This window comes from Pseudomonas sp. B22129, from assembly GCF_044218875.1.
GTDB lineage: Bacteria > Pseudomonadota > Gammaproteobacteria > Pseudomonadales > Pseudomonadaceae > Aquipseudomonas.
In genome coordinates this window covers 5,560,483-5,579,191 of the sequence record NZ_CP162592.1, presented here as the reverse complement: position 1 = coordinate 5,579,191, position 18,709 = coordinate 5,560,483, and the positions used below count along the sequence as shown (strand labels likewise).

Below are 18,709 nucleotides of genomic sequence, written 5' to 3'. Positions count from 1 at the left end.
TGGGAGCGGGCTTGCTCGCGAATGCGGTGGATCAGCACCAAATTTTCTGGCTGATACACCGCATTCGCGAGCAAGTCGAATCGTCGCACCGCCGCTCCCACATTTTAGATCCGTGATGACTTAAAAATGGGTGGTGTCATCAGTCGAATACATCCACCGCAACAACGAATGCCGCCCGCTGATCCCCAGTTTGATCGCCGCCCGTTTGAGGTAGCTTTCAATGGTATTGACCTTCAGCGCCAGTTGCTCCGCCAACTCCGGCGCGGTGCGCCCGGCGAGCAAGCCCACGCACACTTCCAGTTCACGGTTGGAGAGGGTCAGCCCCGACTGTACCAGCCGCTCCTCAATGCGCCGGCGCAGGGTTTCGATGCCCTGGCTTTTCGGCATGACCGGTTCGCTGTCCTGGCGGCACGGTTGAATCGCGGCGATGTGCTTTTCCACCATGGGCAGTAGCAAGGTGGAGAAGTCCTGCAGCATGCTGCGCTCCTGTGGCGAGAAGCTTTCGGACTGGTGTGAGCGGTACACCGACAGCACATAGCGCACATCGTCCTTGCGGCGCGTGAGGTGCAGTTGTGCGGCGGGTTGCTCTTCGCCCAGGGCCGCCACCGAATCGGTGTAGACCGGGCTGATCTTGCGGCGGGCGTGCCCTTCGGGGTTCACCCGTAATTGCGTGATATGCGTGGCGTCCACTGCCAGTTGGGTGAGGATCAGGTCATGCAGCATGCGTGGGAAATGGCGACTGCCGGTGCTGGCGATGACCTTGCCTATATGTGGGAACAGGTGTGAGTTCATCAGTTCATCCATGAGTTTCGAGTGTAGGAATTCAGCCTTATAGCGACGGGGTTTAAGAAGGTGACAGCGTTGAATAACCTACAGTGATAGTGCACCCGCCGAGACGTATCCTAGTACAGCCTGGCAAAAGCAGGGGGATCCAATCTGCAAAAAATCAGATTAAAAACGCATAACGATGGTCGGACCTGTCCGACCACCGTTTGTGGGAAAGGATAACGCCAAGCGAGGGGCTTATCTCACGGCATGCCCCGCCATCATCGCCTGGCGGGGCGCGGCCCGGGCGCATTTGGCCAACGCCTGCTGGACGTCCGCGAGCAGATCGGCCACATCCTCCAGCCCGACCGACAACCGCACCAGACCTTCGCTGATGCCGTGTTGCGCGCGCTCTTCGGGGGTGTAGGTGGAGTGGGTCATGCTGGCCGGGTGCTGGGCCAGTGATTCCGCATCGCCCAGGCTGACCGCGCGGGTGAACAGCTTGAGCGCATTCATGAAGCGCCGGCCGGTGTCGATCCCGCCCTTGAGTTCAAAGGCAATCATGCCGCCGGCCTGTTTCATCTGACGCGCCGCCAGTTCGTATTGTGGGAAAGATCGCAGGCCCGGGTAGGTTACCCACTGCACGGCGGGGTGCGCCTGCAACGCTTCGGCGACCGCCCGGGCATTGCTGCAATGGCGGTCCATGCGCAGGGCCAGGGTCTTGAGGCCGCGCATCAGCAAGGAGGCATCCTGGGGCGACATCACCGCGCCGGTCAGGTCCTTGAGCCCTTGCAGGCGGATGCGTTGCGCCAGGGCGTGGCTGCTCACGGCGATACCGGCAGTGATATCGCCATGGCCGCTGAGGTATTTGGTGGCCGAATGCACCACCACGTCGGCACCCAGTTCCAGCGGCCGTTGCAGGTAGGGTGTGCAATAAGTGTTGTCGACCACCATGGTGACATTGGGGTGTTGATGGGCGAGGGTGGCCACGGCGGCGATGTCCACCAGGCGCAGGTTGGGGTTGGCCGGGGTTTCGCAGTAAATCATGCGCGTGGCGGGCGTAAGCGCGGCGCTTAGAGCGTCAAGGTCGGTGAGGTCGACATGGCGCACCTTGATGCCGAATTCTCCGATGCCGTGGTGCAGCAGCGCAAAGGTGCAGCCGTACACGGTCTGGCTGACGATCACCTCATCGCCGGGGCGCAACAGGGTCCAGAACGTTGCGGCAATCGCGCCCATCCCGGAGCTGAAGGCTACCGCTGCTTCGCCGTTTTCCAGGGTCGCCATGCGTGACTCCAGCAGGGCCAGGGTCGGGTTGGAAATGCGTGTGTAAAAGTGCCCGTTCGCCTCCCCGGCAAAGCAGGCAGCGCCATATTCGGCAGTGGGAAACGCGAACGTGGCGGACAAATAGATTGGCGGCACGAGGGCGCCATGGTGGTCTTTGGGGTCATAGCCGTGGTGGATGGCGCGGGTGGAAAAGCCGAATGCATTGTGTTTATTGTTCATGTCGGACGCTCCTTATTTCCTACAATGCTATGCTCATAACCACAGATGAACTTTGCAAAAAGTGCCGACAAATCCCGTGTTACGGGATGAAAAACCCATAAAAATAATGAAATGAGGCAAACCATGCCCGTCAGTCTGGACCGCACCGACAAAGCCCTTTTAAACGCGTTGCAAGGCAATGCCCGTCTGACCGTGGCCGAATTGGCCGACCGGGTTTCCCTGACCACTTCGCCCTGTTGGCGTCGGGTGCGCAACCTCGAGGAGAGCGGCGTGATCAGCGGCTATCAGGCCATCCTGTCGCCGAAGGCATTGGGGTATGGGGTGACGGCGTTTGTCAGCATCATGATGGAGAGCCACACCCAGGAAATCGCCCGGGCGTTTGAGCAGCGGTTGCTGGAGATTCCTGAAGTGGTGGCGTGTCATAACGTGTCGGGGCGCTATGATTTTTTGCTTGAAGTGGTGGCCAAGGATCTGGAGTCGTTTGGCGAGTTTGCCCGGGAGGTGTTGCAGACGCTGCCGTGCGTCAAGGAGATTTATTCAAGTTTTTCGTATAAGTCGGTGCGGCGGTTGCGGGTGATTCCGCTGCCTGGGTGATGGGGATCGGTTCTGCTTTTCTGTGGGAGCTGGCTTGCCTGCGATAGCGGCTTGTCAGTCACTGCATCAACAACTGATGCGCCGTCATCGCAGGCAAGCCAGCTTGTATGCTAGGACTTGAAGGGAGGAGGAGGGACAAAGCCAGATTCTGACTGTTGGCGCAGTACAGACCGTGGGAGATTTCGCCCCTCCTCCTTTCACCCAAGCGCCGATAAAGAATGCATCTGGCTATGACCGACGATAGGAACAAGCCTGCGCCTCTGGGTGAGCCCTTCAAGTGCTCAAAACCTTAGCCCGGAGGAAGTCACTATGGCAATGCCAGTTCCCGTCTCCAAGCCGATTGTTGGTATTGATGTCGCAAAAAATGAATTGGTGATTTATCACGCCGATCTCGATCTTTTGGAAGCAATCCCGAATACCAAAGCCGCTATCAAAAAGTGGCTGAGGGCTTTACCAGGCAGCGTTGCTATCGCCATTGAGGCCACCAACACCTACCACTTGGAGTTTGCTGATCTGGCCTATGAAGCTGGCTGCGTTATCTACATGGTCGGTGGTTATGAACTCAGTCATTACCGTAAAAGTGTGAAGGTTCGTGCCAAAACTGATGCCCTGGATGCCCAATTACTAGTACGGTATTTGCGAAAAGAAGCCGACGAGCTTCGCCCCTGGACGCCGCCGTCCCCTCTTTATCGCCAACTGTTGAGCCTTTTCCGCCGCCGTGCCGCCCTGGTTCAAGCTCGCGTTAGCCTGACGCAAAGCTGGGCGAATGAACCGCTGTTGAAGGCCTCTTTTGCCGAGCAAATGAAGTCGATGCAAAGACTTGAAGGACTGATCGAAAAAATGATCAGCGATCGACTGAAAGAGGCTGGGTTACTGGGCCAACTCAAACGTTGCATGAGCGTTGAAGGTATCGGTTTTTTGACCGGGGCTCGCTTGATTACCAGCTTCCAGCGAGGGGACTTTAGAAACGCGGACGCATTTATCGCTTTCTTGGGTATGGACTTGCGCGTCTCCAAGTCCGGGCAGAAAGATAATCGGCGCAGTTTAAGCAAGCGCGGCGACTCAGAAGCGCGGCGCCTTCTGCATAACGCAGCAATGGCGGCTAGCCGGACTGCAGCATGGAAGGAGTTTTACCAGGCGCAGCGGGCACGGGGATATAGCACCACTCAGGTACTGGTAATGTTGGCTCGCAAGCTTGCTCGGGTGGTATTTGCTTTGCTGAAAGGGCAAAACGAATACCAACCGAAGGTTGGTTGAGGGTTGCCCCTCAACCATAGAATCTCCCACACCGCCTGCTCAAAGCCCCACCCGGATCTCGGCACACAACCCCCCGCCAGCCCGATTGCTCAAGCGCAACGACCCGCCGACCGCCACCGCCAGCTGCTGCGCAATCGCCAACCCCAATCCCGTGCCGCCAGTCCCGCGATTGCGCGAACTTTCCACCCGGTAAAACGGCTGCATGACCTGCGCCAATTCATCCTCGGCAATCCCGGGCCCGCGATCCAGCACCTTGATCGACAGCTCGCCCGCCGCCGTCGAACCCACCTCCAGTTCCGCGCTGCCGGCGAATTTCAAGGCGTTGTCCACCAGGTTCACCAGCACCCGGCGCAAGGCATGCGGCCGGGTGTCCAACACCACCGCGCTTTTGCCGCTGAGGCTGACCTGCTTGTGCATGTCCTGATAGTCAAACACCAGGCTGTCGAGAAACGCATCCAGATCAATCCGGTGGCTGGCCTCGGTCGCGCCGTGCACGCTGCGCGCGTAGGCCACGCCCTCACGCACCAGGTGCTCCATTTCGCTCAAGTCGCTCCAGAGTTTGTCGCGCTCGGCGCAGTCTTCCATGAACTCGGCGCGCAGTTTCATGCGGGTGATGGGCGTTTGCAGGTCATGGGAAATCGCCGCGAGGATCTGCATGCGTTCCTTGAGGTATTCGGCGATGCGCTTTTGCATCTCGTTGAACGCCGCCGCCGCATGGGCGACTTCAGTAGGGCCGCCTTCGTCCAGAGGGGTCGGGTGGGCGTTCGGGTCCAGGGTTTCCACGGCGCGGGCCAGGCGGGTCAACGGGCGGATGGCCAGGCGCACGGCGATCCAGGTGCAGCCCAGCAGCAGCGCCAATTGCAGCACCAGCACCACCGGCAGCCAGTAGGCGACGGGCAGGGCGGCGGGGCGTACGTCGAGGGTGATGGGGTTACCATCGGCCAGGGTCAGGTGGGCCTGGAAGTGCTTTTGCATGCCGGGAATATCGCGAAAGGTCAGGGCGTAGTGCTCGCCCAGCGCGTCCGAGATGGAAGTGGCGGCCATCGGCACGTCTTCGCTGTTCATCGGTTCCCCGGCCTCGCCCGCGTTGAGCAGGTAGCGGTAATTCTGCCGGTCGAGCCGCGGCAGCCAGCTGGCGCGCTCGTCGGCTGGCAGGCGGTCGAGGATCGCCACCGAGGTGGCCACATCGTTTTCCAGATTACCGAGCATCGCCGTACGCGCGCTGATGTAGCGCTCGTAGAACTGCGCGCTGAAGGACAAACCATGGGCGCACACCAGGCTGATCAAAAAGATCAGCGACAGTTGCGACGCCAGGGTGCGTGGCCAGCCCAAGCGCCCTTTCATTGGTCAGCCCCGAGGATTTCCACGGCGAGGGAAAACACGTAGCCCTCGCTGCGCACGGTTTTGATGTAGGCCGGCTCGCGGGCATCATCCAGCAGGCGTTGGCGCAGGCGGCTCACTAGCAGGTCGATGGAGCGATCGAACAAATCGGCGTCGCGGCCTTGGGTCAGGTTGAGCAATTGGTCGCGGTTCAGTACGCGTTGGGGGTGGTCGAGAAACACTCGCAGCAAGCGATACTCCGCACCGCTCAAGGCCACCAGCGTGTTGTCCTCGTCGAGCAAATGGCGGGCGGTAGTGTCCAGGCGCCAGCGGCCAAAACGGATCAGGCGCCCGGTTTCGCTGACCACCAGGTTCGGTGGCAGCATGCGTGTGCGACGCAGCACAGCGTTGATCCGTGCCAGCAGCTCGCGGGCAGCAAAGGGTTTGACGAGGTAGTCATCGGCGCCCATTTCCAGGCCGATGATGCGGTCGGTTTCATCGTTGCGGGCGGTCAGCATCAGCACCGGCGTGGCTTTGTGCTTGCCTACGCGCAACTCGCGGCACAGCTGCAGGCCATCGTCGCCGGGCATCATGATGTCCAGTACGATCAAGTCGACGGGAGTGGTCTCGAGGAAGCTGCGCATCTGGCGGCCGTCAGCGACGACGGTGGTGCGCATGCCGTTTTTCTTCAGGTAATTGCCCACCAGTTCGCGGATCTCCCGGTCGTCATCGACGATCAGGATGTGATCGACATGATCCATGCTGCCTTCCTCGTTAAATGCTTATTGGGGCGCAGTCTAGCCACTGGCGAGCCCCTTGCCTTGTGCCCTTTGTATTGCAGTGTATCTGGCGACAGGCAGATACACGACGAGGCAAAATTGCCGTTACGGTGGGTTTTGAGTGGTCTGAGTTCTGTTAAATGGTTATGTGCTAATGAATTTTTAATATTTCTGGTTATATGTGCGGCTGGGTAAAGTCACGCTCACTTCTTTATCTCGCCGCCGGGAAATAGTCCATGAACCGTCCCCACGGGCAGCCCACGCCGATCCTGACTTTGCCCCAGGGCGAAAAAGACCCGTTGTCGATCCGCGCCAAGGCTTTGGTATTTTCCGACCCGCGCTCGCTGCAACTGCTCGATTATTTAAAACGCGTGGGCCCCAGTGAAGCGCCGGTGTTGATCAACGGCGAGACGGGCACCGGCAAGGAACTGGTCGCGCGCTACATTCACAGCGCCAGCGGACGCACCGGTGCCTTTGTGCCGGTGAACTGTGGCGCCATCAGCGAAACCCTCGCCGAGAGCGAGTTTTTCGGGCATGAGGCGGGGGCGTTTTCCGGTGCAGTGGGCCGGCGCGGCGGCTGGTTTGAAGAGGCGGACGGCGGCACGCTGTTCCTGGATGAAATCGGCGACCTGCCGCTGCCTTTACAGGTGAAGTTGCTGCGCGTCCTGCAAGAGCAGGAAGTGGTACGGGTGGGCTCGCGCAAGCCGATCAAGATCAATATTCGCCTGGTGACCGCCACCAACATCGACCTGGAACAGGCGGTGGAGGCGGGCAATTTCCGTCTCGACTTGTTCTACCGGATCAACGTCGCCCAGGTGCAGGTGCTGCCCCTGCGTGAGCGGCCGCTGGATATCCTGCCGCTGGTGGAACACTTCCGGCGGCTGTACAGCGCCAAGCTGAAAATCGCTGAGCCGATGCTCTCGGAATCCGCCACTCAGGCGCTGCTGGATTACCCCTGGCCGGGGAATATCCGCGAGCTGGAAAACGTGGTGCACCTGGCCCTGTTGGTGGCCGGTGACAAGCCGATCATGCCCAGCCACCTGAAGTTTTCTGCCGGGCTCAGTGCACTGCATGCCAGCGCCAACAACGGCGCGCCGCGCATTCCTCAGGAGGTCGTGCGTGAGCAACTGCTGAGGTTGTTCGAGGTGCCGGGGGATACGCTGCTGCACGACATCGAAGACTTGATCGTGCGCGAAGCCTTTGCCTTTTGTGGCTTCAACCAATTGCGCACGGCGGACTTGTTGGGCATCACCCGCAACGCCATGCGCACCTTGCTGGTCAACCACGGCATGCTCAAGGGCCGCGCACGGCCTTGAGCAACAACGCTTCAAACACCCGCTGCGCCCGTGGCTCATCGGTGTGGGCCACGTTAAACCGCATCGAATCACGGTGGGCCGGGTCATAGCCGAACAACGCTCCCGGCGCCAACACCAGGCTGCGTTTCAACGCCTCTTGAGCCAGCAGCTCGCCATTCACCCCCGGTGGCAAGCGCGCCCAGATAAACATCCCGCCTTCATAGGCCATCGGCAGCTCGCAGCCACAGCGTTTGAGCCATTGTTCGACGCGCCCGCCAGACTCCATCAGACGCTGCACCATGCGTTTGCGATGCTTGGCATAACTGCCTTCGCTGAGCATGCGGTACACAATCTGCTCGAACAGCTCCGAAGTCACGCCGCCGCTCATCAACTTCATATTGGTCAGGTTGGCCGCCAGTTGCGGCGCGGCCACCACGTAGCTGACGCGGGTGTTGGCGCTGAGGATTTTCGAAAAGCCTGACAAGTAGGTGACCTGGTCCAGCCCGGCGAGGGCGGCCAGGCGCGGTGGTGGGTTTGGATGAAGGTCGCCGTAGAGGTCGTCCTCGACGATATGGCAGTGGTATTGCCGGGTCAGTTGCAGCAGGCGAAACGCCTGGCTGGGGCTGAACGAGTGGCCGGTGGGGTTATGCAGCACGCTGGTGGTCAGGTACAGGCTGGGGCGGTGCTCGGCGAGCAAGTGTTCCAGAGCGGTGAAGTCGAAGCCGTCGGGGCGGCGCGCGATGGTCACCACCTTGACCCCGTGCAGGGCCAGGTTGGCGTGGAAGTTGAAGTAGCACGGCGCGTCCAGCAGCACCGTGTCGCCAGGGCGGGCGAGCAGGCGCATGAGCATGTCCAGGCCCTGAACGGTGTTGGGCGTGGTGATGATTTGCTCCAGCGGCACCGATAAACCTTCGCTGTGCAGCTTCTGTTGCAGGGCTTGGCGCAAGGGCAGCAGTCCGGCTGGCGTGCCTAACCCCGCGATGCGCAGCGATGGCGCGCGCACGACACTGCGCATGGCTTGGCGGATGGCTTCGCCGTTCAGCCAGTCTTCCGGCAAGTGGCCGCCACCGGGGCGCAGCTCGCCGCTGGCGGTGACCAGCGGGCGACGCAGCACGCTGAGCAAGTCCTGCGGCAGCAAGTCCACCCAGGCCACCGAGGCTGGGCGCGCGGTGTCCATCGCCACGAAGTAGCCGCGGCCCTGGCTGGAGGTCAGCAGGTTGCGCCCGCGCAGGCGGTCCAGCGCCTCATTGAGGGTGAACTTGCTGACGCCCAGGGTCTGGGTCAATTCCCGCACCGACGGCAACTTGCTGCCGGGCGCCCATTCGCCGTTTTCGATGGCCTGGCTGAACGCTTCGACGATCTGCTGGACCTTGGGAGTGCCGTCCACAAAAGCGATGGCGGATACAAACATAAACTTTCCTCTTCTTTACCGGTGCTTTTACCGGTGAAGTTAGGCCGGATTAGGCATCACTTTACCTGCCTTGTGCAATGCCGCTCCCCTAGACTGCGCGCCATCTCGCCAGGAATTGGCGGACTTTCATACACGCGAGCAATGGATTTCGCATTCTCATGAAGACTTATATGTGCGCACCCTGCGGTTTTATGTACGTAGAAGAATTGGGCATTCCCGAAGACGGAATCCCGGCAGGCACCCCTTGGGAAGAGGTGCCGGAAGACTGGACATGCCCGGATTGCGGCGTGACCAAGGCCGATTTCATGGCCATCGAACTTTAACGCTCCATAACGAAAGGAATCGCTTCATGGAAAGCAAACTGATCAACCCTACCGTGCCGTTCTGTACCGGTGTGGCCCACCAGAAATACCTGAGCGCCGAAAAGGGCCTGCAAACGGCCGTCGAGGGCAACTGCACCCACTGGTACATCGACGGCAGCCTGTTTGGCGAAATGGTCGATGACTGGACCGAAGAGCGTATTGCCGGTTTGCAGGCGCAAATCGAAGCAACGGGTGTGAAGCCGGTCTTCCACGGCAACTTCAAGGCGCCGCTGGGCAGTGATGTGGAGGCCTTCCGTGCGGCGGCGGTTGAATACGTGAAGAAGGAAATCGACATCGCCAGCCGTCTGGGTGCGCCGTTGATCATCCACGGTGGCTGCATCGTCGAGCCAAAAATGGTGCTGATGGCCAAGAAAGTCGCGCTGGAGCATTACCTCAAATCGGTGCAGGAATTGGCGCGTTATGCTGAGGCCAAGGGCACCGATCTCTACCTGGAAAACCTGTCCAACTACGTCAACTACCGGCCGTTCCACTACATCTTCACCCATGAAGCGGAATACGCTTTTGTGTTCGAGCGTTTGCAGGCGCACAGCAATGTGTACTTCTTCCTCGACGCCGGCCACGCCAACATCGAGAACGGCTTGCCGGCCGAAGTGGTGCGCAAGTATCACCACCTGATCAAAGGCATTTCCTTCAGCAACAACAATGGCGTGCAAGATCAGCACTTCGGTATCCACGACGGCAACTGCGATTATGCCGACGTGGTGCAGGCCATCGTCGAAACCAACTGGAAAGGCCTGGTGGCTTTCGAAACCCGCAACCAGACCGCCCAGGCAGCCCTGGCTGACCTGGCGCTGATGTACCGCGAATCCCTCACGACCGAAATCGCGGTCGCCTGACGTGCCCCGGGACGCGCGCTCAGGGTGCGCGTCCCGTTGTTGTTGCTTCTATCCATCCAAGGCCCCGGACCATGACCAGTGCGTTAACGCTGTCTTCGTTTCTGTATTTCCTGTTGTTTTGCGCCACCATGACGTTCAGTCCCGGCCCCATGACCCTGCTGCTGTTGAGCCTGGGCTTGAAGGACGGCCTGCGCAGTTCGATCCCGGCGCAGATTGGCGCCAGTGTGTCGTACCTGATTTCGATCCTGATTTTTGCCGTGGGCTTCTCGGAGCTGATCAAGGGCAATATCGCGATTACCCAGACCATCCAGTTTGTCGGCGTGGCCTACATCCTCTACCTGGCCTACAAGCAGTGGACCAGCAGCGGCGTGTCGATCGGCAAGGCCGGTACCGTGGAAGGCTCGCGCAGCCTGTTCGGCAAGGGCTTGCTGACCGGGTTTTCCAACCCCAAGACCATCATCATGTTCAGCGCCGTGTTCCCGCAGTTTGCCGGTTCCGGGGAGCACAGCTCGGCGGCGGACATCGCCATTCTCGGGCTGACCTTTCTGACGCTGCAGTTTGCCAGCGGCTGCCTGTATTGCTATTTCGGCCAGCGCATCAAACACGTGCTGGAAAACCCCAGGCGGCGGGTGTTGTTGCAGCGGATCACGGCGGTGCTGTTGCTGGGTGTGGCCGTGATGCTGGCCCGTGGTTTCTCACACTGAGCGGCCTTATGAGCGGTAGTGGCGATTTGAAGTTGCCCTGATAGACTCCAGGCATTCATCCAGGATCACACCACGCTATGTCAGCCGTCGGAGGAAATGGACTTCCGCTCGCTACCCGCTTGTATAAATCCCGTTCCCTGGGGCTGACGCTCGGTTTCGTGTGCGTGGTGTTTGGCATGTACCCGCTCAGCCCGCCATTGTGGGTATGGGGCTGGATGGTGTTCAACGCCTTCGCCTGGCCGCACTTGGCTTTTCAATCGACGTTGCGCGCCACCAATGCCTTGCGCAGTGAGCGCCGCAACCTGTTGTTCGACTCTTTTTGCGGAGGCTTCTGGGTCGGCGCCATGCATTTCAACCCGCTGCCCAGCGTGACGACGCTGTCGATGATGACCATGAACAATGTCGCCATCGGCGGGCCGCGGTTCATGTTTGCCGGTTGGGTGGCGCAGGCGCTGGGTATCGGCGTTTCCTGGCTGATGTTCGCCCCGGCGTTTATCGCCGTGACCACCCAGGCCCAGCTGTATGCTTGCCTGCCGATCCTGATGCTTTACCCGCTGGCGCTGGGCTGGATCTGCTACCGCCAGGCTGTGACCCTGGCCCGGCACAAGCGTGAGCTGCTGGCGCTGAGCCGAACGGACAGCCTGTCCGGCCTGCTGAACCACGGTGCCTGGAAAGACCACCTGGAAATCGAATTCCAACGCTGCCGGCGAAGCCAGGCTGGCGCGGCCATTGCCCTGATCGACATCGACCACTTCAAGACCATCAACGACACCTATGGTCATGTGACGGGGGATATCGTCCTGCGCCAATTGAGCAAGGTGCTGCGCCAGAACTTGCGCGCCACTGACCTTGCCGGGCGTTACGGCGGCGACGAGTTTTGCGTGATCCTGCCGGACATGCCGCTCAACCGCGCCACTGAAGTGATGGATGCCTTGCGCGATCGCTTCAATGCGTTGGCCTACGCCCAGGACCCCACCTTGCGCGCGAGCCTGAGCATCGGCCTGGCGCCGTATCAACCGACGCACGCCGATTCCACCAGTTGGCTCAACGACGCAGACCTTGCCTTGTATGAAGCCAAAAGCAGCGGGCGCAACCGCGTCAGTTCAGTGCAGGGGAGTTGGTTACGGTCGGTTTAGTGGGGTAGGGTGTGGCGTCCCTCCCAACAAAAACAAGGATCGGTTCATGCTCTTCACCTTCTCACGTACCCTCCTGGCCGCGACCCTGGCCTTGTCCTTCGCCGTACCGGCCTACAGCGCCGAACCCCACAAACAAATCCACGCGGATGCCGAACAGTACAAGGGCGAGGCCCTGAAATTGCTGGAGCGCCTGGTGAACATCGACTCCGGTTCCGGCTACGAGCCGGGCCTGACCCAAGTGCGCGACATCGCCGTGGATGAGCTGAAACAGCTGGGTTTCAGCATTGAACTGGTGCCGGACAAGGCCGCCAACAACAGCCACGTGGTCGCCACTCTCAAGGGCACCGGCAAAGCCAAAATCCTGCTGATGGCCCACATGGACACCGTGTTCAAGGAAGGCTCGGCCGCCGAACGCCCGTTCCACATCAAGGACGGCCGCGCCTACGGCCCGGGTGTGATGGATGACAAGGGCGGCATCGTCGCTGGCATCTACGCGCTCAAAGTCCTGAAAAACCAGGGCTTCAAGGACTATGCACAAATCACCTTCCTGCTCGATGCCAGCGAAGAAACTGGCTCTGAAGCGGCCTCCGAACTGATCCGCACCACCGCCAAGAAACACGACGTGACCCTCAACCTCGAACCCGGCCGCCCAGCCGACGGCCTGGTAGTGTGGCGCAAAGGCAGCGCCACCGCCGTGGTCGAAGTCAAAGGCAAGGCCGCCCACGCCGGCGTTGCCCCGGAACTGGGCCGCAACGCCGCCATGGAAGCAGCCCACCAGATCCTGCAACTGGGCAAGCTGGGCGATGAAGAGAAGAAAACCACCATCAACTTCACCGTGCTCAAGGCCGGCGACCGCGTCAACGTCATCCCCGACCAGGCCACCGCCAAAGCCGACGTGCGCGCGGCGTTGCCGGAAGAGTTTGACCGCATCGAGAAAGACTTGGCGCGGGTGTCGGCCAATAAGTTGATCCCGGAAACCGAGGTGAAGACCACGTTACTGCGTGGGTTACCGCCGATGCCACAGACGCCGGAGTCGGACAAGTTGGTGGCGATTGCCCAAGGGATTTATGGCGAGATTGGACGCAAATTGACGATTGAAGGCAGTGGCGGCGCGGCGGATGCCAGCTTGTCGGCCGGGGTTGGCACGCCGACGCTGGATGGGTTTGGGATTGTGGGCGGGAATATTCATACGCCTGAGGAGTACGCGGAGGTGGAGAGTGTGGTGCCGCGGGTTTATTTGTTGAGTCGGATGATTGTGGAGTTGAGTAAGCGGTGATTTGAGGGGGGCGGCTCATTCGGTTTGGGTGAGCGTGCCTTTTAGGTTGGCAAGTTTTTGTAGTGAGCGAGCTTGCTCGCGCTGGGCTGCGTAGCAGCCCTAAAACTTGCGATATGGTTCTGGCTGAATTTGTGGCGAACGAGTGTGCCCGCTCGCCCAGATGGGGAGAGAGTGAGGAGATGCTTTTTAGTTGACTGTCAATATTCCGAATCATCTGATTTGCTGTATTTTTTTAGGCGGCTCAGGAGGACTAGCATAAAATCTCTTTGATTATTTATGGGTGTGCTGAAGTATGTCGCCATTGTTTTGAACACTTCGTCGAAATTGTCGCTTGTGGATAGGTAGTGTTCAATTGAATTAATGAACCACTCCTGCTCGGTTTTTGTATATGACAAAAATTCCGGTTTGGTCAGCTTGTCAAAGAGCTCTGAAAGTTCTTTCTCATCGTTCACGTTTTTTGAGGAAATAAGCCTTTCTCTTTCTATGTCATCAGTATTCTCAATGTCATATGTGAATAGTAGTCCTCGGATTATTGACATGCTTGGCTTGTTTTTCATATTTTTCCTCATTCTGTATAAGCAGTTTTAGGTCTGCCATGTTGGTCTAGTATCACTCGTGCATTACGGTTTTTTCCATATGTATTCCCTTCTCTCACATAACCATTGCCGATTACTTTGTCCATGTTCATTGGTTTTAATGATGCAGCATGGCCGCTGCTTTTGAATATGAGCTGCGCTCTATATATCGAATTCAATTGGTCCCTGTGGCTAAGGTATCGAGTAGCAGCGGGTGGATATTTAGGCTGACCTCTATTTGGTCCTGATGTATAGACTTCAACAATTCCTGTTGTAGGGTTTTTTGCAGTTTGGAGTCTTTCTAACTGAGATTCCAGCGTTGTCTGAGCTCCGTGTTTTTCCAAGAAATGCGCGCCGGGTGTTGCTTTTTCTAGCTCATCCAATCGTCGGTACGCGTTAGCCTCTGCAAGCTGATCAATTCTCGCTTGTCGCTGTTCACGTGACAGCCGTGGTAAGTCCGGCTCCCCGTGATTAACACCAGCTGTTGGGTTTTGGAGGGTACTGCCCGACTTGCATTCATTCCCTCCGGGACAGGAGGTACTCAATCCTAATGGATCCACCCACCCCGTAGGGTTAGGCACGTACCGATACGCATTGATCCCACCCGCCAGCTTCACCGGGTCCGGCGTCAGGTAACGACCCAGATCCGGATTGTAGTAGCGATGGCGGTTGTAGTGCAGGCCGCTTTCCGGGTCGGAGTATTGACCCTGAAAACGCAGCGGGTTGTCGATTTTGCCTACGTCCAGCCGGCTGATTTTGCCGTAGGCCTTGTAGTGCGCGGACCAGACGATTTCGCCGCTGGGGGCGGTGAGTTCTTGCGGGGTGCCGAGGTGGTCGAGTTGGTAGTGGTAGGGCTTGGTTTCTTTTGGGCCAAAGCCTTCGAGCAGGACCAGAGGGCGAAAGCTATCCGGTTCGTAGATGTAGCTGCGATGGCGGTCGGCGTGGTGTTCGGCGATCAGTTTGTCGCCTTGCCAGAAGAACTCGGTCGTTATGTCGTCGACGGTTTTGCTGATGCGTCGGCCAAACGGGTCATAGCAATAACTGGCGGTTTGCCCGTCCGGTTGGGTGATGCCGATCAGCTGGTGTTGGCAGTCGTAGCGATACTCGGTGATTAACCGATGTTCACGCCCACGCCGCTCGCGAATCAGATTGCCGAACGCGTCATAGTCGTAGTGATGATCCCCCTGTATCGCCAACCGGTTCCCCGCCACGATGTCCGGCCCGGGGCGGTCCTGCATCAGCAGGTTGCCCGCCGGGTCGTGGCCGAAACGTTCCTGTTCGTCTTGTGAGTGATCGACGCGCGTCAGGCGGGCGAGGGGGTCGTATCTGTAGTGATGTTCGCCTTTGCGGGTGTCGAAAACTCGGCTGAGGTTGCCGGTTTTGTCGTAGTCGTAGTGGCGCTGATAGATATCATCTCTTTGCTGGGTGACGGCGTGGGCGTGCAGGCGGTTTTGTTCGTCGTACCCGTAATGGCTGATGAGCTGGCCTTGCTGGCGCTGTCGCTCGCGGCCTGCCTTGAACAGGTGAGAGGTGAGCGGGGTGCCGTTCAGTTCGACGGTACTTAGATCGCCACCTTTCCCATGGTTGAAGGTGAGCCGGTTGTTGTCCGGCAGGCGCAGGTTTTTCAGTTGGCCGCAGGCGTCGTAGCCGTAGCGCAGGGTGCCCCAGCCCTGGTGTTCGGCGGTCAGGCGGTTTTGGCTGTCGTACTCGTAAGCCAGCGCCCAGTGGCCGTCGTTGACGCCGAGGAGGTTGCCCTGGCGGTCGTAGGTGTAATCGACGGTTTTGCCGTCTGGGAGGGTTTTTCGTACGAGGCGACCGGCGTGGTCTCGCGTGTAGCGAGTAATCAGCTGACTGCCGTCGTCGCCGTGTTCGGTCTTTTCCTGCAGGTTGCCGTTGAGGTCGTAGACATAGGCGGTGCGCTGGCCGTCAAAGCCGGTTTCCTGCTGGATCAGGCCGTTGGGGTGGTAATGCAACCCATAAACTTCGCCGACCTCGTTCTCGATCTCGGTCAGCAACAACCGGGCATTGTCGTAGCGGTATTTGACCTGGGTGCCGTCGGCATTGATTCGGCGGCTGATCAGGTGCAGCCCGTCGCCGTATTCGTAACGGGTGACGTGCCCCAGCTCATCACGTTCAGCGGTAATTTTTCCGTACGGGTTGTAGCTGTATTCCCGTGTGCCGCCGTCCGGCAACACAATGCGAATCAGCCGGCCAACACTGTCCAGTTGATACTGCGTCAGCGCTCCATATTCATCCTCACGCGCAACCTGCCGCCCCAGATCGTCATAGCGATACCGCTTAACTCCGCCATTGGGCAGCTGTTCCTCAACCAACTGCCCACGCTCATTCCACACCAGCCGATGACAGCTGTGATCGGGATACCAAACCCCCGTCAGTTGCCCGTATTTGTTGTAGCTGTAGTCGGTAACGCTGCCATCAGGATCGGTTTTACGGGTGACATCGCCCTGATCATTACGCTCATACTTCCACACCGCCTCCCCACGCCGCACAACCCGCACGAAACCGTTGTCATGCTCGTAGGAAGTCGGCTCATCGTCCCCGGGAAACAACGCCACCAAACGCCCGGCGTCGTCGTACTGATACGCCGTCACCGCGCCCAGCGGGTCCTGCTCGACCGTCAACCGGCCCTTGTCGTCGTAGGATTTGAAATGCTCGGCGCCATCCGGATCAATGCGCTGCACCAGCCGCGCCCGGCTGTCATGCACGTAGGCTTCCTGGCTACCGTCGGCGTTGCGAACCGTGACCTGGCCGTCATCACCCCACGCATAGCGCGTGTCCATCTGCGAAAAGCTGGCCCAGTGCCGAACACACCGCGCCGCCTTACCGGACCGTTCCCACGCCCAAAAGAAACTCGCCCCACCGGCCAACTGACGCTCAAGAATGACGTGCTGTTCGTCGTACCGGTAAACCTCGCTTTCGCCTACAGCGTTGGTCGCTGAAAGCAGTCGTCCGGCGGTGTCATAGGCGTAAGAAACGATGGTCTGCTCGGTGACCCAGACAAACTCACCTGGCCCCTCGGCCCGTTCAATCTGGTACTCCACCGCCACAATGCGGCCACGCTCATAGCGCAGAAACAGCGAGCGCCCCACGCCATTGTCCAGCCGCTCAACCCGCCCCAATCGATCCCGAAAAACCCGCAGGTGGTTGTCATACGCATCGCTGATCGCCGTCAGCGCACCCTCGCGAAAGTGGTAGAACCGTGAGTCCTGTGCCAGCACCAGTTCATCGGCGAGTGTTCCCAGATAGATCGCTGCTTCAGCCAGGCTGTTGGTGATCGCAGGCCGCGAAGCCGTCGGCAACGGAAACTCGGTAATGCGATTCTCGTGATCCGTCCACACCACCGAATCACCGACCACCGCCAGCCGCTGCGCCAGCGAATGGCTCCAGCCAAACCCCAACCCGCAATCCACTTCCACGGCACTGGTGCGATACAACCGCGTCCACTCAAACGGCAAAATCCCGTCCAGCGTGCCGTCGGTCAGGGTCAGCAATTCCTCGCCGGTGACCATCGACACCGGGCAACCGTTGGTCACGGTTTTATCAGCCGGAGCCGCTGCATCGCCTGCGGGGTTTTTCCCTGAAGCAGGCGCATCATCGACAGGCTCTTGCCGAACCAGCGCCGTGCGCTGAATCCTTTTGTCCCGAACCGCTGGCACAGCGTTCGAAACCACCTGATCCCCTGCCTTCATGGACGCGGCGGGAACAACCTTGATGTCAGCCGCCGGCCCACCCAGCAAAACCGGCCTCGCCAACTCGGTATGCTCATCCGCGCGAACCTTTGCGAACTGCCCGGCAATACGTTCCAACCACCCGCGCGCCCGGCGAGACTTGATGCCGCCCAGCACCTTCGGGCTCATACGTGCCACCAGGCCCATCCCGCCGGTGACACGGACCAACAGCAGGTTGATCAGCACCTCACCGCTGATCTCACCCAGCAATTCGTTCATGTACGGTGGTGGCAACAGCCGCAGCCAACTGACGAAGGCCGACAAGTGAATAAACATCAGCGGTTCATCACTGAGCACCAACAAACCTTTTGCAAGAGCGTCTGCGCTTAACGCCAGCAGCTTTTCAAACTCGGCCTGGGACAGGTAATGCAACAGTTTTTCGGCGTAGGCCAGCGGGTGAGTGATCCATTCAAACAGCTGCTTGATGTCGTCCCACAGCGAGTTCAGCGCCTGGCCGAACCCGCGCGCATAAGCTTCGTGCAGCGTGAGGTAACGCTTGAGAAAGTTCGCCTCGGAATAGTCTTTCCAAAGAGGCGCAAAGGTGGTCGTCCATTCACCGCGCAGCCAGCCTTCCAGCGATGTGATGACTGACTGATAAGACGCGTACAGCGCCTTGTAATGGGCTTTGGAAACATTGGGATAGAAATTGACCCGGTACTGCTGGTTGCGATCACACTCGGTGACTTCAAGGATGCCGCTCGGGCCAATGGTTTTGTGGATGGGCTCGCCCAGCGGACCACCCTCAGGGTCAGCCCGTTGCAGTACCACCGGGGTATTGCCGATGGGCACAAACCGCGCACTTTGAAACATGTGCACCAGGGTCAGCGTGCCGTTGGCCTTGCAGGTGGCGACGGTGCTGCTGGGCAGGATCGAACGGTTGATCGGCGCCACTAGCGCCACTTCGTCGCCGACCTTGAACACCTGTTCGATATCCAGCGCCGAAAAGCTGAAAAAGCTTTCCGCCCAAGTGTCGTAGCTGTTGAGGCAGCGCTTGAAATCGCTGAGGACGGATTCGACGTCGCGGGTCTTCGAATCCATGGCGGCCAGCACCAGCAGGCCAATGGTTTGGCCTGTAGCGGCGATCAAGAAGCAGCCCCAACGGTCAGGGCGTTAACGAAAAAAACCA

Annotated in this window: 15 protein-coding genes; 8 read left to right on the top strand and 7 right to left on the bottom strand. The window is 59.4% G+C overall.

Going from position 1 to position 18,709, the window contains the following annotated elements; translation table 11 throughout:
- Nucleotides 1-120: 120 nt before the first annotated feature.
- Together AB4P94_RS25310 and AB4P94_RS25305 are read right to left on the bottom strand one after the other, a co-directional pair.
- The gene (locus AB4P94_RS25310; RefSeq protein WP_395608025.1) at nucleotides 121-792 is read right to left on the bottom strand and encodes a response regulator transcription factor; all 672 of its coding nucleotides are present in this window, start codon (nucleotides 790-792) and stop codon (nucleotides 121-123) included.
- 231 nt (nucleotides 793-1,023) lie between these two features.
- Nucleotides 1,024-2,268 carry a methionine gamma-lyase gene (locus AB4P94_RS25305; RefSeq protein WP_395608024.1) on the bottom strand — a complete coding sequence of 415 codons (1,245 nt, stop codon included), beginning with the start codon at nucleotides 2,266-2,268 and terminating at the stop codon, nucleotides 1,024-1,026.
- Nucleotides 2,269-2,391: 123 nt separating this feature from the next.
- On the opposite strand from AB4P94_RS25305, the gene AB4P94_RS25300 reads away from it, so the two are divergent.
- Complete coding sequence (locus AB4P94_RS25300) at nucleotides 2,392-2,862, top strand: Lrp/AsnC family transcriptional regulator (RefSeq protein WP_016974052.1); 471 nt, start codon at nucleotides 2,392-2,394, stop codon at nucleotides 2,860-2,862.
- 309 nt (nucleotides 2,863-3,171) lie between these two features.
- The gene (locus AB4P94_RS25295) at nucleotides 3,172-4,119 is read left to right on the top strand and encodes an IS110 family transposase (protein WP_395608023.1); all 948 of its coding nucleotides are present in this window, start codon (nucleotides 3,172-3,174) and stop codon (nucleotides 4,117-4,119) included.
- A gap of 39 nt (nucleotides 4,120-4,158) precedes the next feature.
- Here AB4P94_RS25295 and AB4P94_RS25290 read toward each other — a convergent pair whose 3' ends face one another.
- Nucleotides 4,159-5,463, bottom strand: a complete 1,305-nt coding sequence (locus tag AB4P94_RS25290) for an ATP-binding protein (RefSeq protein ID WP_395608022.1) — start codon at nucleotides 5,461-5,463, stop codon at nucleotides 4,159-4,161.
- Entirely contained in the window at nucleotides 5,460-6,200 is a 741-nt protein-coding gene (locus AB4P94_RS25285) for a response regulator (protein ID WP_395608021.1), read from the bottom strand. Before AB4P94_RS25285 ends, AB4P94_RS25290 begins: the two co-directional genes overlap by 4 nt.
- 254 nt (nucleotides 6,201-6,454) lie before the next feature.
- On the opposite strand from AB4P94_RS25285, the gene AB4P94_RS25280 reads away from it, so the two are divergent.
- Nucleotides 6,455-7,534 (top strand): sigma-54 interaction domain-containing protein, encoded by a 1,080-nt coding sequence (locus AB4P94_RS25280; protein ID WP_395608020.1) that lies wholly within the window; start codon nucleotides 6,455-6,457, stop codon nucleotides 7,532-7,534.
- On the opposite strand, the gene AB4P94_RS25275 is transcribed toward AB4P94_RS25280, so the two are convergent.
- Nucleotides 7,512-8,924, bottom strand: coding sequence for a PLP-dependent aminotransferase family protein (locus AB4P94_RS25275; RefSeq protein ID WP_395608019.1), 1,413 nt, complete (start codon nucleotides 8,922-8,924; stop codon nucleotides 7,512-7,514). The two genes, AB4P94_RS25280 and AB4P94_RS25275, sit on opposite strands and share 23 nt — an antisense overlap.
- 158 nt (nucleotides 8,925-9,082) lie before the next feature.
- Here AB4P94_RS25275 and AB4P94_RS25270 point away from each other — a divergent pair, with 158 nt between their 5' ends.
- The 5 genes from AB4P94_RS25270 (at nucleotide 9,083) to AB4P94_RS25250 (ending at nucleotide 13,259) form a co-directional block, all read left to right on the top strand.
- Entirely contained in the window at nucleotides 9,083-9,247 is a 165-nt protein-coding gene (locus AB4P94_RS25270; RefSeq protein WP_016968943.1) for a rubredoxin, read from the top strand.
- 26 nt (nucleotides 9,248-9,273) lie between these two features.
- Nucleotides 9,274-10,143, top strand: a complete 870-nt coding sequence (locus AB4P94_RS25265) for a sugar phosphate isomerase/epimerase family protein (RefSeq protein ID WP_395608018.1) — start codon at nucleotides 9,274-9,276, stop codon at nucleotides 10,141-10,143.
- A 71-nt stretch (nucleotides 10,144-10,214) separates the two neighbouring features.
- Nucleotides 10,215-10,847 carry a LysE family translocator gene (locus AB4P94_RS25260; RefSeq protein ID WP_395608017.1) on the top strand — a complete coding sequence of 211 codons (633 nt, stop codon included), beginning with the start codon at nucleotides 10,215-10,217 and terminating at the stop codon, nucleotides 10,845-10,847.
- A 77-nt stretch (nucleotides 10,848-10,924) separates the two neighbouring features.
- On the top strand, nucleotides 10,925-11,983 hold the full coding sequence (locus AB4P94_RS25255; RefSeq protein WP_395608016.1) for a diguanylate cyclase: 1,059 nt from the start codon (nucleotides 10,925-10,927) through the stop codon (nucleotides 11,981-11,983).
- A gap of 46 nt (nucleotides 11,984-12,029) precedes the next feature.
- Nucleotides 12,030-13,259, top strand: coding sequence for a M20/M25/M40 family metallo-hydrolase (locus tag AB4P94_RS25250; RefSeq protein WP_395608015.1), 1,230 nt, complete (start codon nucleotides 12,030-12,032; stop codon nucleotides 13,257-13,259).
- A 197-nt stretch (nucleotides 13,260-13,456) separates the two neighbouring features.
- Here the strand turns inward: AB4P94_RS25250 and AB4P94_RS25245 are convergent, their stop codons facing one another.
- Nucleotides 13,457-13,816 carry a hypothetical protein gene (locus tag AB4P94_RS25245; RefSeq protein WP_395608014.1) on the bottom strand — a complete coding sequence of 120 codons (360 nt, stop codon included), beginning with the start codon at nucleotides 13,814-13,816 and terminating at the stop codon, nucleotides 13,457-13,459.
- An 8-nt stretch (nucleotides 13,817-13,824) separates the two neighbouring features.
- Complete coding sequence (locus AB4P94_RS25240) at nucleotides 13,825-18,621, bottom strand: RHS repeat-associated core domain-containing protein (RefSeq protein WP_395611387.1); 4,797 nt, start codon at nucleotides 18,619-18,621, stop codon at nucleotides 13,825-13,827.
- Nucleotides 18,622-18,709: the final 88 nt, after the last annotated feature.